The organism is Burkholderia sp. AU27893 (genome assembly GCF_002223205.1).
GTDB lineage: Bacteria > Pseudomonadota > Gammaproteobacteria > Burkholderiales > Burkholderiaceae > Burkholderia.
In genome coordinates this window covers 936768-952171 of sequence record NZ_NKFD01000001.1, presented here as the reverse complement: position 1 = coordinate 952171, position 15404 = coordinate 936768, and the positions used below count along the sequence as shown (strand labels likewise).

General features: G+C 68.3%; 16 protein-coding genes. 7 read left to right on the top strand and 9 right to left on the bottom strand.

Annotated elements, in window-relative coordinates:
* Window positions 1–12: 12 nt before the first annotated feature.
* Window positions 13–183, bottom strand: coding sequence for a rubredoxin (locus CFB47_RS04395; protein ID WP_004186709.1), 171 nt, complete (start codon window positions 181–183; stop codon window positions 13–15).
* 254 nt (window positions 184–437) lie between these two features.
* Between CFB47_RS04395 and CFB47_RS04390 the strand changes: the two genes are divergently transcribed.
* On the top strand, window positions 438–1304 hold the full coding sequence (locus CFB47_RS04390) for a hydroxymethylpyrimidine/phosphomethylpyrimidine kinase (protein WP_089439368.1): 867 nt from the start codon (window positions 438–440) through the stop codon (window positions 1302–1304).
* Between the two features lie 189 nt (window positions 1305–1493).
* On the opposite strand, the gene groL is transcribed toward CFB47_RS04390, so the two are convergent.
* Window positions 1494–3134: a chaperonin GroEL gene (gene groL, locus CFB47_RS04385; protein WP_039361154.1), complete on the bottom strand. Its 1641-nt coding sequence runs from the start codon at window positions 3132–3134 to the stop codon at window positions 1494–1496.
* Window positions 3135–3180: 46 nt separating this feature from the next.
* Window positions 3181–3474, bottom strand: a complete 294-nt coding sequence (groES, locus tag CFB47_RS04380; RefSeq protein WP_039361157.1) for a co-chaperone GroES — start codon at window positions 3472–3474, stop codon at window positions 3181–3183.
* Window positions 3475–4154: 680 nt separating this feature from the next.
* Between groES and CFB47_RS04375 the strand changes: the two genes are divergently transcribed.
* The 6 genes from CFB47_RS04375 (at window position 4155) to CFB47_RS04350 (ending at window position 11921) form a co-directional block, all read left to right on the top strand.
* On the top strand, window positions 4155–5621 hold the full coding sequence (locus CFB47_RS04375) for a carbohydrate porin (protein ID WP_089460511.1): 1467 nt from the start codon (window positions 4155–4157) through the stop codon (window positions 5619–5621).
* A gap of 65 nt (window positions 5622–5686) precedes the next feature.
* Window positions 5687–6820, top strand: a complete 1134-nt coding sequence (locus tag CFB47_RS04370; RefSeq protein WP_089455703.1) for a hypothetical protein — start codon at window positions 5687–5689, stop codon at window positions 6818–6820.
* Window positions 6821–6831: 11 nt separating this feature from the next.
* Window positions 6832–8142 carry an iron uptake transporter deferrochelatase/peroxidase subunit gene (efeB, locus tag CFB47_RS04365; RefSeq protein ID WP_089460510.1) on the top strand — a complete coding sequence of 437 codons (1311 nt, stop codon included), beginning with the start codon at window positions 6832–6834 and terminating at the stop codon, window positions 8140–8142.
* A gap of 65 nt (window positions 8143–8207) precedes the next feature.
* On the top strand, window positions 8208–9242 hold the full coding sequence (locus CFB47_RS04360) for an iron ABC transporter substrate-binding protein (protein ID WP_089439363.1): 1035 nt from the start codon (window positions 8208–8210) through the stop codon (window positions 9240–9242).
* Window positions 9243–9244: 2 nt separating this feature from the next.
* Window positions 9245–10843: an iron ABC transporter permease gene (locus CFB47_RS04355; RefSeq protein WP_089460509.1), complete on the top strand. Its 1599-nt coding sequence runs from the start codon at window positions 9245–9247 to the stop codon at window positions 10841–10843.
* Window positions 10844–10871: 28 nt separating this feature from the next.
* Complete coding sequence (locus CFB47_RS04350; RefSeq protein WP_089439361.1) at window positions 10872–11921, top strand: ABC transporter ATP-binding protein; 1050 nt, start codon at window positions 10872–10874, stop codon at window positions 11919–11921.
* Window positions 11922–12007: 86 nt separating this feature from the next.
* Here CFB47_RS04350 and CFB47_RS04345 read toward each other — a convergent pair whose 3' ends face one another.
* From CFB47_RS04345 to CFB47_RS04320, 6 genes are read right to left on the bottom strand one after another with little or no spacing between them, the layout of a single operon-like run.
* The gene (locus tag CFB47_RS04345) at window positions 12008–12523 is read right to left on the bottom strand and encodes an SRPBCC family protein (RefSeq protein ID WP_089460508.1); all 516 of its coding nucleotides are present in this window, start codon (window positions 12521–12523) and stop codon (window positions 12008–12010) included.
* Between the two features lie 44 nt (window positions 12524–12567).
* Entirely contained in the window at window positions 12568–13200 is a 633-nt protein-coding gene (locus tag CFB47_RS04340; RefSeq protein ID WP_089460507.1) for a DUF1571 domain-containing protein, read from the bottom strand.
* Window positions 13197–13634 (bottom strand): quinol oxidase, encoded by a 438-nt coding sequence (locus CFB47_RS04335; protein ID WP_179258918.1) that lies wholly within the window; start codon window positions 13632–13634, stop codon window positions 13197–13199. Before CFB47_RS04335 ends, CFB47_RS04340 begins: the two co-directional genes overlap by 4 nt.
* A gap of 31 nt (window positions 13635–13665) precedes the next feature.
* Window positions 13666–14448 (bottom strand): anti-sigma factor, encoded by a 783-nt coding sequence (locus tag CFB47_RS04330; protein ID WP_089460506.1) that lies wholly within the window; start codon window positions 14446–14448, stop codon window positions 13666–13668.
* On the bottom strand, window positions 14445–14960 hold the full coding sequence (locus tag CFB47_RS04325) for a sigma-70 family RNA polymerase sigma factor (protein WP_089439357.1): 516 nt from the start codon (window positions 14958–14960) through the stop codon (window positions 14445–14447). The genes CFB47_RS04330 and CFB47_RS04325 overlap by 4 nt, the downstream gene beginning before the upstream one ends.
* A gap of 34 nt (window positions 14961–14994) precedes the next feature.
* Window positions 14995–15354: a hypothetical protein gene (locus tag CFB47_RS04320; protein WP_089460505.1), complete on the bottom strand. Its 360-nt coding sequence runs from the start codon at window positions 15352–15354 to the stop codon at window positions 14995–14997.
* Window positions 15355–15404: the final 50 nt, after the last annotated feature.

Below are 15404 nucleotides of genomic sequence, written 5' to 3'. Positions count from 1 at the left end.
CCAAGGGTCCGGTCAGATCTGGACCATCTCGAAGTCTTCCTTGCGGGCGCCGCATTCAGGACACGTCCAGTTGATCGGGACGTCTTCCCAGCGCGTGCCCGGGGCAATGCCCTCTTCCGGCAGCCCGGCTTCTTCGTCGTATATCCAGCCACAAATCAGGCACATCCAGCTCTTGTATTCCATCTTAAGCCGCGTCGGGAAAGTCGGTAAATTCGGGAGCCATGATGGTACCGTGTCGGGGCCGGACTGCCTAGCAATCGCGCTGGAGTAACGCGACTACGTTGCGCTGCGCTAAAAAATCCGTCGTGCGGGCCGGATTCCGCCGCATAATGGCTGAAAAGTGCGGCCTGCCGGGCAACACAGGGCCGAAAACGCCCATTTCGCCTCGCCGTCCGCATGCCCGTCGCTTTCCCGTTTTTCTCTTGCCCCATTTTTACATGTCCAGCAACGCCCCTCCGATCGTCCTCACCTTTGGCCTGTCCGACCCCACCGGCGGCTCTGGCATTCAAGCCGATCTGTTGACCCTGGCGAGCATGGGCTGTCACGGCGTGTCCGTCCTGACGGGCTACACCGTGCGCGACTCGGCCGCCTGCGACGAAGTGACCGGCCTCGATCCCGACGTGGTCGCTGCCCAGGCGCGCATGCTGCTCGAAGACATGCCGGTTGCGGCGTTCAAGATCGGCGCGGCGACGCGCGCGGAAGTCGTGAGCGCGATCGCCGAAGTCGTCGCCGACTACGACGGCGTGCCGCTCGTGCTCGCGCCCGACTTCACGCTCGACGACGAGCACGTGCTCGCAGCCGACGACCTGCGCGAATCGATCGCCGACCTGCTGGCGCCGCAAACCACGCTGCTGGTCGCCGACTACGCGACGCTGATCGCGCTCGCGCAGCCGGACGGCGACGCCGAGGCGCCGAATCTCGACGCGGCGGTCTCGCACCTGCTGTCGCAGGGCTGCGAGTACATCCTGTCGTCCGAGACGGGCTCGCACCGGCTCGTCAATACGCTGTACGGCGAGGAAGGCCAGCTCCGCGAGGACATGTGGGATCGCTCGCCGCACCGCCTGATGGGCATCACGGACACGCTGGGCGCGGCCATCGCGGCGTTGCTTGCGAACGGCCAGGAGCCGCCCGAAGCGGTTCGCGAAGCGCAGGAATACCTGTACCAGGCCACGCGCGATGCGTTCCGGCCCGGCATGGGGGCGTACCTGCCGGATCGATTCTTCTGGGCGCGCAGCAACGAGGATTCGGATACGCCGCCGGCCGTGAAGGCCGACGCGGTGCCGAGGACGTCGCATCGGCATTGAGGCAAGCGTGACGGGGCATGCCCCGCGGTCGCCCCATGTCGCCCCCCCTGGGGACGTGACATCCCGGGCCGCCCCTCGCACGCATCGAAATCCACGCGCACATAAAAAAAGACCCGCATCGCTGCGGGTCTTTTTCTTTGGCTGGAGCACGCATCGCTGCGCGCCCCGGACACCATCGACCGAAGTCGATTACATGTCCATGCCCATGCCGCCCATGCCGCCCGGCATGCCGCCCGGCATCGGTGCGTCTTCCTTCGGCAGTTCAGCAACAGCTGCGTCCGTCGTCAGCAGCAGGCCTGCAACCGACGCTGCGTTCTGCAGTGCGGTACGCGTGACCTTGGTCGGGTCGACCACACCGGCTTCGACCATGTCGACGTACTCGCCCGTCGCTGCGTTGTAGCCGTAGTTGCCCTGGCCTGCAGCAACTGCCGCCACCACGACGCTGGCTTCTTCGCCGCCGTTCGTGACGATCTGGCGCAGCGGCTCTTCCATTGCGCGCAGCACGATCTTGATGCCGGCGTTTTGATCGGCGTTAGCGCCGGTCAGGCCTGCGATCGCGGTGCGAGCGCGGATCAGCGCAACGCCGCCACCTGCCACGATGCCTTCTTCCACAGCTGCGCGCGTTGCGTGCAGTGCGTCTTCGACACGTGCCTTCTTTTCCTTCATTTCGACTTCGGTCGCTGCACCAACCTTGATCACTGCAACACCGCCAGCCAGCTTGGCCACGCGCTCTTGCAGCTTTTCACGGTCGTAGTCCGACGTCGCTTCTTCGATTTGCGCGCGCACTTGCTTCACGCGTGCTTCGATGTTCACGGCTTCGCCTGCGCCGTCGATGATCGTCGTGTTTTCCTTGCCCACTTCGATGCGCTTCGCCTGGCCCAGTTCTGCCAGCGTTGCCTTCTCGAGCGTCAGGCCGGTTTCTTCCGCGATCACCTGGCCGCCGGTCAGGATCGCGATGTCTTCCAGCATCGCCTTGCGGCGGTCGCCGAAGCCCGGCGCCTTGACCGCAACGGTCTTCAGGATGCCGCGGATGTTGTTGACGACCAGCGTTGCGAGCGCTTCGCCTTCGATGTCTTCAGCGATGATCAGCAGCGGACGGCCAGCCTTCGCGACTTGCTCGAGTACCGGCAGCAGATCACGGATGTTCGACACCTTCTTGTCGTGCAGCAGCACGAACGGGTTGTCGAGGACAGCGACTTGCTTTTCCGGGTTGTTGATGAAGTACGGCGACAGGTAGCCGCGGTCGAATTGCATACCTTCGACGACGTCGAGTTCGTCAGCCAGCGACTTGCCGTCTTCGACGGTGATGACGCCTTCCTTGCCGACCTTGTCCATCGCTTCAGCGATGCGATCGCCGATCGACGTGTCGCTGTTCGCCGAGATCGAGCCGACCTGTGCGATTTCCTTGTTCGTCGTGCACGGCTTGCTGATCTTCTTCAGCTCTTCGACAGCCGCTGCGACTGCCTTGTCGATGCCGCGCTTCAGGTCCATCGGGTTCATGCCCGATGCGACGTACTTCATGCCTTCGCGAACGATCGATTGCGCGAGGACGGTTGCCGTCGTCGTGCCGTCGCCTGCGTTGTCGCTGGTCTTGGAAGCGACTTCCTTGACCATTTGCGCGCCCATGTTCTGGAGCTTGTCCTTCAGCTCGATTTCCTTCGCGACCGACACACCGTCCTTGGTGACCGTCGGGCCGCCGAAGCTGCGCTCGAGCACCACGTTGCGGCCCTTCGGACCCAGCGTGACCTTAACTGCGTTGGCGAGAATGTTCACGCCTTCGACCATCTTCGAACGGGCGGAATCGCCGAATACGACGTCTTTAGCTGCCATCTTCTAACTCCTTGAATTCTTGGGAATATGTACCGTCAGTGGACGCTTACTTCGCGTTGACCACGGCCATGATGTCTTCTTCGCGCATGACCAGCAGTTCGCTGCCGTCGACCTTCACGGTCTGGCCTGCGTACTTGCCGAACAGGACGCGATCGCCGACCTTCACGTCGAGCGCGATCGGGGCGCCCTTGTCGTCGCGCTTGCCCGGGCCGACGGCCAGGACTTCACCCTGGTCCGGCTTTTCAGCAGCGGCGTCGGGGATCACGATGCCCGAGGCGGTCTTGGTTTCCTGATCCAGGCGCTTGACGATCACGCGATCGTGCAAAGGACGAAGGTTCATATTCACTCCTCTCTTGACTGAGATTGAAGAACGCTTAGGGAATCTGCCCGGCTTATCGCCCGGCAGAGAATTGTTAGCACTCTCGTGCAGCGAGTGCTAATTATATGGACGGGTTTTGACAAATTCAAGAAGGGGAACCGGACGAATTTTCGGAGCGGGGACGAGGCGAAAAAAGCACGCGGATCCGACAAAAAACCCTTTCAAAACAAACCATTAAACGCACCACCCGGCCTTTCCGGCGAGGCTGCGCGGCCCCGGAATCTCATCCAGCCCCGTTTGGACACCGGGAAAGCACGGAGTTCCCGCGATCGCCGGCATCACTCGATAAATGCCGCAGCGGCGTCGATTCCATCCGCCGGCACCCGCGATCCCGCACCCGCCGGTCGCCTCCTGCGCCCCGCGCAGCGGACCCATCGATCCGCATCGAAGCATTCATTTTCATTACGCCGATATTTACGGTTTACCTCTCCACTAAATACGTGTCAGGCCACATCCGTAAGGACGTGGATTACATTCAGTAATTTAGATGCGAATCATTCTCGTTTACATTGACATTCCCATTCGACACTCCTACGATGCGCCGCGTTGCGTTCATCTTCATGCCCTGGCCGATCGGTGCCGAGCGTCCGGGCAGCGACCGACAAGCAGGACTCCAGACTAAATAGAACCAGGGATTTGATATGAAGTTTGCGTCGTTCCAGGGAGACAACATCCGTGCCCGGATGCGCCCCGCCGCCTGCGCGGCCATCCTCGCGTGTGCCTCGTTCGCGAGCGGCGCGGCGTTCGCCGACGTGCCGGTCGACGCCCAGCCGGAAGCCCCCGAGGCCGACCTGGCGATCCAGGCGAAGCCGACCAACATGTGGACCGGCATCTGGACGCGCCAGAGCCTGCTCGGCGACATGGGCGGCATCCGCCCGTGGCTCGGCAAGTACGGCGCGACGCTGCAGATCACCGAAACCAGCGAGTACCTCGCGAACCTGCGCGGCGGCCTGAACCGCGGCGGCGCCTACGACGGGCTGACGACCGCCACCTTGACGGTCGACACGCAGAAGGCAATCGGCCTGCCCGGCGGCACGTTCAACGTCAGCGCGCTGCAGATCCACGGCACCAACCTGAGTGCGCGCAACCTCGGCACGCTCAACACCGCGAGCGGCATCGAGGCGCAGGGCACGACGCGCCTGTGGGAGCTGTGGTACCAGCAGTCGTTCCTCGACAAGCGCGTCGACGTGAAGATCGGCCAGCAGAGCCTGGACCAGGAATTCATGGTCAGCACGTATGCGAACACGTTCGTCAACACGATGTTCGGCTGGCCCGCGCTGCCCTCCTACGACCTGCCGAACGGCGGCCCTGCGTATCCGCTCGCGGGCCTCGGCGTGCGCGTACGCGCGCAGATCACGCCGAAGCTCACCGCGCTCGCGGGCGTGTTCGACGGCGATCCGCTCGGCAACAACCCGAGCAACCTGAGCGGCACCAACTTCAACCTGCACAACGGCGCGCTCTATATCGGCGAGTTGCAGTACGCGCTGAACCAGCCGTCCGACGGCGAAATGGACACCGGCCGCTCGAACGGGCTGCCGGGTACCTACAAGATCGGCGTCTGGTATCACAACGGCCGCTTCGCGGACCAGAACGTCGGCACCGACGGGCTCTCGCTCGCGGACCCCGCGTCGAACGGCGACGCGCAGCAGCGTCACGGCAACTACAGCTTCTACGCAGTGGCCGACCAGATGATCTGGCGCCCCGACCCGACCGGCCCGCGCAGCCTCGGCGTGTTTGCGCGCGTGATGGGCGCGCCGGGCGACCGCAACCTGGTGAGCTTCTCCGCCAACGCGGGGATCGTGCTGAAGGCGCCGTTCGCCGGCCGCGACAACGACAGCGTCGGCCTCGGCGTCACGTACATCCAGGTCGGCAACCACGTGACCGACCTCGACCAGGCCGCGCGAGCGTTCGCGACCGGCCCGTACGGCGTGCGCACCCGCGAGACCACGCTCGAGGCGACCTACCAGTACCAGGTCAACCCGTGGTGGATCGTCCAGGCCGACGCGCAGTACACGTTCAATGCCGGCGCCGGCCAGAACCCGAGCGACGCGACCCAGCCGCTGCGCAACACGTTCGTGATCGGCGCGCGGACGACGATCACGTTCTGAGCGGACGCGCCCACGCCGACCATTTTCGCGCGCCGCCCGGACGGCGCGCTCCCCAGGAGATTCACATGATTCAATCCGCCCCGCTTCGCCGCCTCGCGACGGGCGCACTGGCCGCCGCCGCGCTGACGGCCGCCGCCGGCGCACTCGCCGAGCCGCAAGGTTTCCTCGAGACCGTGCATCGCCACACCACGCTCGTCAACACGGTGCCGGACAACGGCGACCAGAACCCGTACGCGATCGCGGTCGCGCCGGTGTCGGCCGGCACGATCCAGGCGGGCGACGTGCTCGTCGACAACTTCAACAACGCGGCGAACCTGCAAGGCACCGGCAGCACGATCGTCAACTACCGCCCGTCGACCAAGCAGCTGAGCCTGTTCGCGTCGATTCCGCGCGACCTGAAGGCCTGCCCCGGCGGCGTCGGCCTGTCGACGGCGATGACGATGCTGAAATCCGGCTGGGTGATCGTCGGCAGCACGCCGAGCAACGACGGCACGACCAACACCAAGGGCGCCGGCTGCCTGATCGTGCTCGATCCGCAAGGCAAGATCGCGTCGACGTGGTCGACCCCGAACATCAACGACCCGTGGGGCAACATGGCCGTGGTCGACCGCGGCGACAGCGCGACGCTGTTCGTCAGCATGGCCGGCTTCGGCGTCGGCGGCGCGGACGGCAACCCGCCCGTCTACAAGCAGGCGACCGTGCTGCGTCTCGACCTCGACGTGCCGGCCGGCAAGCCGCCGGTGATCAAGCAGGAAACGGTCGTCGCGAGCGGCCTCGGCGCGCAGGCCGACAAGGGCGTGTTCCTAGTCGGCCCGACCGGCCTCGCGCTGTCGGGCGACCAGAAGAAGCTGTACGTGTCGGACGCGATCGGCAACCGCATCGTCGAAATCGACGATCCGCTCACACGCGACACCAGCGCGGGCGTCGGCCGCCAGGTCACCGCCGACGGCTTCCTGCGCCGCCCGCTCGCGCTTGCCACCGCACCGAACGGCCACCTGCTCGCGACCAACGCGCAGAACGGCCAGGTCGTCGAGATCGACCCGGTTGCCGGCAAGCAGATCTACGCGCGCTGGATCAATACCGACAAGGCGCAGACGCCCCCCGGCAACGGCAACCTGTTCGGCATCGCGATGACGCCCGAAGGCGACGGCTTCTACTACGTCGCCGACGACGTCAACACGCTGTTGCTCGCGAAGTAACGGAACCCATCATGGCAGACGATTCCAACCAGCCACCGCGCCCCGCACGGCGCGGCTTCCTGAAGGCGGGCGGCGCCGCGGTGGCCGCCGGCCTCGCGGCGGCGTCGATCCCGGCCGCGCAGGCCGCGGATGCGCCGGCCGCCGCGCCCGCACCCACGCCCGCTTCCGCGCATGACGGCGTCGAGCCGTTCTACGGCAAGCACCAGAGCGGCATCACGACGCCGCAGCAGCGCCATGCGTATTTCGCGGCGCTCGACCTGACGACGGCCCAGCGCGCGGACGTCATCGCGCTGCTGAAAACCTGGACCGACGCCGCCGCGCGCATGACGCGCGGCGATACCGCGCAACCGCTCGCCACGACGGGCAGCGACGAAGTCGCGCCGGCGGACGGGGGCGACGCGCTCGGCCTCGGCCCCGCGCGCCTGACGATCACGTTCGGCTTCGGCCCCGGCATGTTCGCGCTCGCCGGCAAGGACCGCTATGGCCTCGCGAAGCATCGCCCCGCCGCGCTGGTCGACCTGCCGCGTTTCAACGGCGACCAGTTGCTGCCGGAAAAGACCGGCGGCGACCTGTTCATCCAGGCGTGCGCGGACGACGCGCAGGTCGCGTTCCACGCGGTGCGCCAGCTCGTGCGCCTCGGCGCGAAGGCAACGCAGATGCGCTGGGGCCAGGCCGGCTTCACGTCGGGCAAGCCCGGCGAAACGCCGCGCAACCTGATGGGCTTCAAGGACGGCACGATGAACCCGCCGATGTCCGACCCGGCCGCGATGAACGAATTCGTGTGGGCCGGCAGCGAAGGCCCGGCATGGATGAACGGCGGCACCTACACGGTCGTGCGCCGGATCCGCATCACGCTCGAGCACTGGGACAACACGGAGCTCGGCTTCCAGGAGCAGGTGGTCGGCCGTCACAAGTACAGCGGCGCGCCGCTCGGCCAGAAGCACGAGTTCGAGGCACTCGATCTCGATGCGGCCGACAAGGACGGCAACCCGGTGATTCCCGACAATTCTCACGCGCGTCTCGCGTCGCCGCAGTTGAACAACGGCGCGCAGATCCTGCGCCGTGCGTACTCGTACAACGACAGCACGAACTTCTACATCGAGCGCTGGCCGCCGTGGCGCCAGCAGACCGAGTACGACGCGGGGCTGATGTTCGTCGCGCACCAGCGCGACCCGCGCAAGGGCTTCATTCCGATCAACGAGAAGCTCGCGAAGCTGGACATCATGAACCAGTTCACCACGCACGTCGGCAGCGCGATCTTCGCGTGCCCGCCGGGCGCGCAACCGGGTTCGTACATCGGCGCCGCGCTGTTCGAGGCATGACGACGCACAACGCAAGGCAACGCACACCTTCCCGGCCCGGCCGGGTGCAACCTGCTGAAAACCACATGAACACTTCACCCGTTAGCCGCCCGCTGCGGCACCTGATTTCCGCGGCGGCCGCCGCGCTGATGCTGACCGGCGCGCTGCACGCGGCGCGTGCACATGCCGCGACGCTCACGCTGTACAACGCGCAGCACGAGCAGGTCGTCAACCAGCTCGTCAAGGACTTCGAAGCGCAGAGCGGCATCACCGTGAAGGTGCGCTCGGGCGAAGGCCCGGCGCTCGCCGCGCAACTCGTCGCGGAAGGCGACCGCACGCCGGCCGACGTGTACTTCACCGAGAACTCGCCGGAGCTCGTGCTGCTCGACCGCAAGGGCCTGTTCGCGAAGACCGACGCCGCCACGCTGCAGTCGGTGCCCGCGCGCTTCAACCCGGCCGACGGCAACTGGGTCGGCGTGCTCGCGCGCGAGAACGTGCTCATCTACAACACCGCGAAAATCCAGCCGCAGCAGCTGCCCGCTTCGCTGCTCGATCTCGCGAAGCCGGAATGGAAGGGCAAGGTCGGCGTCGCGCCGAGCGACGCGGACTTCCTGCCGCTCGTGAGCGCGGTGCTCGCGCTGCACGGTGAAGCCGCGACGCTGCAATGGCTGAAGGGCCTGAAGGCCAACGCGCAGATCTTCGACGACGACGAAGGCGTGACGGCGGCCGTCAACCGCGGCGGCGTGCTGACCGGCATCGTCAACAACTACTACTGGGATCGCCTGCACGCCGAGCTCGGCGACAAGTCGACCCGCAGCGCGATCTACCACTTCGGCAAGGGCGACGTCGGCGGGGCCGTCAACGTGTCCGGCGCCGCGGTGCTGAAGGCGTCGAAGCACCAGCCGGAAGCGCAGAAGTTCGTCGCGTATCTCGTCAGCGAGCGCGCGCAGAAACTGATGGCCGGCGGCCATATCAGCTTCGAGTATCCGCTGCATCCGGGCGTCGCGCCCGATCCGATCCTGAAGCCGTTCAACGAACTGAGCCCGCCGGCACTATCGTTCGAACAGCTCGGCGACGACAGCCAGGCCGGCAAGCTGCTGCGCCAGGCCGGCCTGCTCTGACCATGAGCGACGCCGTGTCCCGCACGGCAAGCACCGCACGCGACGGCGAGCCCACCGCGACACGGCGCCGCCCGTCACGCGCGCTCGTCGCCGCGGCTGCGTGCGGGCCGCTCGCGATCCTGCTGCCGCTCGGCTTCACGCTGTATCGCGCGGCCACCTTCGGTGTCGACGATGCGATCGAGCTGCTGTGGCGCCCGCTCGTCGGCGAACTGCTGGTCAACACGCTGTCGATCACGCTCGCCGTGACCCTCGCGTGCACGCTGCTCGGCACGGCGCTCGCGTGGTTCATCGAGCGCACCGACCTGCCCGCGCGGCCGCTGTGGACCGCGCTCGCGGCCGCGCCGCTCGCGGTGCCGCCGTTCATCACGAGCTATGCGTGGGTATCGCTGAGCCTCGACCTGCAGGATTTCCTCGGCGCGCTGATCGTGCTGAGCTCCGCATACTTCCCGCTCGTCTACCTGCCGGTGGCCGCCGCGCTGCGCGAGCTCGATCCCGCGCTGGAAGAAAGCGCGCGCACGCTCGGCTGCTCGCCGTGGCATACCTTCTTCCGTGTCGTGCTGCCGCAGCTGCGCCCCGCGCTGTGCGGCGGGATGCTGCTCGTCGCGCTCGGCGTGCTGTCCGAGTTCGGCGCATTCCAGTTGCTGCGTTTTCGCACGTTCACGACCGAGATCTATGCGGAATACCGCACCGCGTTCGACGGCGGCGGCGCCTCGCTGCTCGGCTGCGTGCTGATCGCGCTATGCCTGCTGTGCCTCGCGATCGAGGCTCGCGCTCGCGGCCATGCGCGCTACGGTCATACGCACCGCGCCGCGCGCCGCGTCGCGATGCGTTATCCGCTCGGCCGTCTGCGCGGCCCCGTCACCGTCGCGTTCGCCGCGCTCGCGGCAGCAACGCTCGGCGTGCCGCTCGCGATGATCGGCTACTGGCTCACGCAACAGGGCGCAGCCGCCGTCACGCCGGCCGACGTGTTGCCCGAGCTGCTGTGGCAGGCCACGCTCGCGTCGTCCGGCTATGGCCTGATGGCGGCAGCCGTCACGACGCTGCTCGCGCTGCCGCTCGCGTTCCTGCTGGTCCGCTATCCGGGCCGCGTCGCGACGCTCCTCGAGCGCACCGCGATGACCGTGCAGGGCGTGCCAGGCATCGTCGTCGCGCTGGCGATCGTGTCGATCACCGTGCGGCTGCTGCAGCCGCTCTACCAGAGCGCTCCGGCGCTCGTCGCCGCGTACGCGATCCTGTTCCTGCCGCTCGCGGTCGTCAGCGTGCGCGCCGCGCTGTCGCACGTGCAGGTCCGGCTCGAGGAAACCGCACGCTCGCTCGGCCTCGGCTGGCGCGCGACGCTCACGCGCGTGGTGCTGCCGCTCGCGGCGCCCGGCCTCGGCGCGGCCGCGACGATGGTGTTCATCTCGGTCGTGACGGAACTCAACGCGACGCTGCTGCTGTCGCCGATCGGCACCCGCACGCTCGCGACGCAGGTGTGGAGCGATACGGCAACGCTTGCATTCTCCGCCGCGGCGCCCTACGCGGCGCTGCTCGTCGCGCTGTCGCTCGGCGCATCGGGACTGCTGTTCCTGCTGCTCGGCCGCGCGTCGGTGCGCGACTGAGCGCCGCCCTTTTTCCCCGGAACCGCCCATGAGCGAACTACGCATCCACGGCCTGTCGAAATCGTTCGGATCGCATACCGTCCTGCACGACATCGACCTCACGGTGCGGCGCGGCTCGCGCCTCGCGCTGCTCGGCCCGTCCGGCAGCGGCAAGACGACCCTGCTGCGCGTGCTGTGCGGCTTCGAGCGCGCCGAGCGCGGCACCGTCGAAATCGACGGGCGCCGCGTGGCGGCGCCCGACGTGCACGTACCGCCCGAGCAGCGCCGGATCGGCTACGTGCCGCAGGAAGGCGCGCTGTTTCCGCATCTGTCGGTGGCCGACAACATCGCGTTCGGGCTGCCGCGCGCGGCGCGGCGGCGCCATCATCGCGTCGACGAACTGCTCGAGATGGTCGGGCTGCCCGCGTCGTATGCGAGCCGTGCGCCGCAGCAACTGTCCGGCGGACAGCAGCAGCGCGTCGCGCTCGCTCGTGCGCTCGCGCCCGAGCCGTCGCTCGTGATCCTCGACGAACCGTTCTCCGCGCTCGACACGTCGCTGCGCCACGAAACGCGCAGCGCGGTCGCCGATGCGCTCGCCGCGGCAGGCGCGACCTCGGTGCTCGTCACGCACGACCAGCCCGAGGCGATGACGCTCGGCGACGAAGTGGCGGTGATGTGGCACGGCCGGCTCGTGCAGACGGCCGCACCGCAGACGCTGTACCGGCAGCCCGTCACGCGCGACGTCGCGTCGTTCGTCGGGCAGGCGGTGCTGCTCGCCGGGCGTGTGCGCAACATGCGCATCGCCTGCGCGCTCGGCGACCTGCCGCTCGTCGCGCCGCTGCCCGACGGGCCGGCCGATGCGATGCTGCGTCCCGAGCAGATCGGCATCGTGCCGGTCACGCACGGCGACGCGGCGCGCGGCCATACGGCGCGTGTCGAAGCCGCGCAGTTCGCGGGCCAGGACGCCGACGTGCTCGTGCGCCTCGATGCCGATGGCGACGTACGCGTGCGCGCACGCGTGCCGGGACACCGGTGTCCGGCCGTCGGCGAACGTGTCGCATTGGTGGTGGATGGCGCGGTGATGGCGTACGCGCGCTGAGCGGCGCGGGCCGTCGCTGCGGGCGCTTACTTGCGCTTACGTGCGTTTGCTCGCGCTTACTTGCGTTTGCTCGCGTTCACCCGCGTTCAGGCATCGGCGCAGCCCGCATCCGGCAACGGCCGGAAGGTCCGGCCCTCCGTCTCGACCGTCGCGCCCAGCAGCCGCGCGAGCCCCTTCGCGCCTTCGCGCATCACGATGTCGTGGTTCCATCGGAACAGCGGGCGACCGAGCGGCTCCAGCCAATTCATCCAGCGCACGTGCGTGCGGATGTGCCAGTCGTAGCGCACGATCGTACGTGCGCCGTCGGCGACGAACGACCAGCATCCGTCGCCTTCGATCGCGCCGCTCGCGCGGCCTTCGAGCACATGCGGCGGCTCGACGCGTCGCACGCGCATGTCGAAGGTCAACCGGTACGGCAGCGCCCCCTTCCACGTATAACGGTGCAGCGCGCCGACGCCGCGCGCGTCGCCCGGCTCGATCTCGACGGTGCGCACGGCGCCCTTCCACCAGTCGGGCCAGCGGTCGACCTGGTAGATCGCGTCCCACACCGGCGCGAGCGGCGCGTCCACGCGCCAGGTCGTCGAGAACCGGTATTCCGCCATGCAGCCTCCGGCATGCCCGTCACGGGCATGAGTCAGCGCACCGCTCAGGGCGCGAAGAAGCGTTCGGGAAACGCGACGTCGATTTCGATATCGTCGAGCGTCACGGTTTCGAGCGGCACGTCGTCACCGTCCGCGAAACTGACGACCTTCAGCGGAAAGCCGTCCTCGGTATCGAGCCACAGCCGGTAGCGATGCACGCCGTCGACCGCGTGCGCGGGCGCGCCCGTGACCGACACGCGCAGCGCGGTCCGGCCGCCGACGGCCTCCTCGCCTTCGGTCACCGTCGCGCCGCCTTCCTGCAGCGCATGGACGTTGCGCAGCAGCTCGCCGACGTCCGACCGGTCGACCCGGTGGCCGCTGCGGTCGCGCACGAGCGGATTGGACGGCGACAGCGTCAGCGCGGGCGGCGCATGCACGCCGAACGGACGCAGCCGCACCTTGCCGTCGTCGGGATCGTACGCGAGCACCGCGCCGTGATGCGGCGACACGAAATCCATCCGGACGAAGCCCGGTTTCAGGTACGCGTAATGGATTTCGGTGCGCTCGCCGCCGCGCGCGGACGAGCGGATCGTCGCGCGGTACGAGCGGACGTGGTCGAAATGCGCCTGCGCAACGGTCACGGGATCGGCGGTCATGCTCGCTCCTATCAGGCTCGCGGCCAGCAACGCGGCGATCACGGCGCCGCCTCGACATCGAGCACGCCTTCCATCCCGCGCTCGCGATGGCTCCTGAAAAACAGCAGCCGATGCGTGCAATAGTAGGCGAACCGGCCCGGCTGCGTCGGCGTGAAGCGAAACGTCTTCGGCGTCGTGCCGAGCGCGGTGTGCACCGCGATGCCGGCCTGCGGCGCATCGATTTCGAAGCTGTGCGGCACCGGGCCGGGCTCGGCCGACACGGTCAGCTCGACCGGCACGTGCGCCCGCACGATCACGTGGTTCGGTCGGAAGAAATAGCTGCCGCCGACGATCGCCACCCGTTGCACGCCGTCGGCGCCGACGGGCACGCGCAGCGGCGTATCACCGTCCGCCTGCGCAAGCGCCGTGCCCGCGACGAGCGCCGCCAGCGCCAGCGCCAGCATCGGCACGCGCCCCTTCGTCATCGTCGTCTTCATCACCTGCTCCCTGCCGGCGGCGCCACGCGCGTTACCCCTTCCACGCGTCGGTCGGGCCGCCTAGCGCGCCGCACGCGTCGATCGCGAGTTCGCGCAGGCGCCGTTCGTCGCCCTGGCCGGACAATGCGTAGCCCATCCCGCGATCCGACCAGAAATACGTGTAGCGGCCGCCGGCCGACATCGCCTTCGGCGCGAGACGCCGTGTGTCGTAGGCCGTCATGTACAGCGTCACGCGCTCGCCGTCCGCGCGCTGGTACATGAGTTGCGCGGCCGGCCCCGGTTCGCCGGGGAGCAGCCGGCCGCCGAGCAACCGGTAACCGTATTCGTGGAGCGACGGCGCACGCACGGGCCGCCCGAGACGCGCGGACAGCCACGCGACGAGATGGTCAGGGTCGCCCGCCCCGACCTCGACCGGATGGTCGCGGTCGGTCACGTACGTCGCATAGGCGGCATCCGCGCGTGCGGCGAACGCCGGTTCACCACCAAACGCCACCCAGCCCGTATGCAGCGCGACACCGATCAGCAGCCCGGCCGCGAGCCCCGCGAACGCATAGGCGATCCCGCGCCGGCGCGGCGCACGACGTTGCACGAACAGCGCGGGCGCGGCGGCCGGCAGCGGGAACAGCGCCTGCAGCGCGTCGCGCTGCGCCCGATAATGCGCGAATCGTTCGGCCTCCTGCGGATCGGCCAGCACGCGCTCGAGCACCTCGCGACGCTCGTGCCCGGACAGCTCGCCATCCAGCAACGCGGACAGCAGTTGCGCCGACGCATCGTCGTCCCGCTCGTTCGAAGGCTTGTGCGGATCGTCCATCATGTTTTCCCGATCACCCGTAATGCCGCCGTGCCGTGCGCCGGCGGCTCGTCGGACAACAGCACGCGCATCTGCCCGCGCGCCCGTGCAAGCCGCGACATCACCGTTCCCACCGGGACGCCGAGCACCGCCGCGGCATCGCGATAGCTCAATTCCTCAAGCGCGACCAGCAGCAGCACCTCGCGCTGTTCGACCGGCAGCCGGTACAGCGCGCGCTGCACGTCGCGCAGCACCAGCCCGCCGATTTCGCCGGCCGGTGCGGCCATCGTCTGCCACGGCGCCGTCGCGTCGTCGACCGCGATCTCGTGCCGCGCGCGCAACTGGTCGATGAAGCGGTGCCGCAGCAACGTCAGCAGCCACGCGCGCAGGTTGCCGCCGTCGCGCGGCGGGCGGTTCAGCGCCCGCTCGAGCGTGTCCTGCACGAGATCGTCCGCCCAGGCGCGGTCACCCGTCAGCGCACGCGCATAACGCGTGAGATGCGGCAACCACACCAGCAGATCCGATTCGTAGCTCATCAGGATGCCTCGCGTAGCGCCCCACCACGCGTCGTCACGGACGCGCGACGTGCCACATGCCGCCGACCCCGTCGCCGCCCGCGTCGCCGGGCTTGTGATCCAGCTTCCAGCGATAGAGCGGGCGCCCGCGGTACGCCCATTGCTTGCTGCCGTCGTCCCGCGCGACGAGGCTCAGCGCGCCCACTGGCTTGTCGTACGCGTCGGCGCGCGCAGGCGGCCAGTTGGCCGCGCACGCGCTGTCGCACGCGCTCTTGCCGGGCGCATCGCGATCGAACACGTACAGCGTCATGCGATCTGCGTCGACGAGCTTTCCTTCGCCGGCTCGCGGTGGTTCCGCGGCGGCCGGCCGCACGATTGACGCCGTCAGCGCGGCGACGACGAGTATCCGTTTCATGCCCTTTCTCCTTGACACGGCATCGCGACACGGCGGAACCGGCCGGGACA

Bases quoted from the DNA above. Each gene is read 5' to 3' on its own strand.
- efeB (WP_089460510.1), top strand. From the start codon at position 6,832: ATGGCAGACGATTCCAACCAGCCACCGCGCCCCGCACGGCGCGGCTTC.
- CFB47_RS04395 (WP_004186709.1), bottom strand. From the start codon at position 183: ATGGAATACAAGAGCTGGATGTGCCTGATTTGTGGCTGGATATACGAC.
- CFB47_RS04350 (WP_089439361.1), top strand. From the start codon at position 10,872: ATGAGCGAACTACGCATCCACGGCCTGTCGAAATCGTTCGGATCGCAT.
- CFB47_RS04390 (WP_089439368.1), top strand. From the start codon at position 438: ATGTCCAGCAACGCCCCTCCGATCGTCCTCACCTTTGGCCTGTCCGAC.
- CFB47_RS04335 (WP_179258918.1), bottom strand. From the start codon at position 13,634: ATGAAGACGACGATGACGAAGGGGCGCGTGCCGATGCTGGCGCTGGCG.
- CFB47_RS04370 (WP_089455703.1), top strand. From the start codon at position 5,687: ATGATTCAATCCGCCCCGCTTCGCCGCCTCGCGACGGGCGCACTGGCC.
- CFB47_RS04355 (WP_089460509.1), top strand. From the start codon at position 9,245: ATGAGCGACGCCGTGTCCCGCACGGCAAGCACCGCACGCGACGGCGAG.
- CFB47_RS04345 (WP_089460508.1), bottom strand. From the start codon at position 12,523: ATGGCGGAATACCGGTTCTCGACGACCTGGCGCGTGGACGCGCCGCTC.
- groES (WP_039361157.1), bottom strand. From the start codon at position 3,474: ATGAACCTTCGTCCTTTGCACGATCGCGTGATCGTCAAGCGCCTGGAT.
- CFB47_RS04320 (WP_089460505.1), bottom strand. From the start codon at position 15,354: ATGAAACGGATACTCGTCGTCGCCGCGCTGACGGCGTCAATCGTGCGG.
- CFB47_RS04325 (WP_089439357.1), bottom strand. From the start codon at position 14,960: ATGAGCTACGAATCGGATCTGCTGGTGTGGTTGCCGCATCTCACGCGT.
- CFB47_RS04330 (WP_089460506.1), bottom strand. From the start codon at position 14,448: ATGATGGACGATCCGCACAAGCCTTCGAACGAGCGGGACGACGATGCG.
- CFB47_RS04375 (WP_089460511.1), top strand. From the start codon at position 4,155: ATGAAGTTTGCGTCGTTCCAGGGAGACAACATCCGTGCCCGGATGCGC.
- groL (WP_039361154.1), bottom strand. From the start codon at position 3,134: ATGGCAGCTAAAGACGTCGTATTCGGCGATTCCGCCCGTTCGAAGATG.
- CFB47_RS04360 (WP_089439363.1), top strand. From the start codon at position 8,208: ATGAACACTTCACCCGTTAGCCGCCCGCTGCGGCACCTGATTTCCGCG.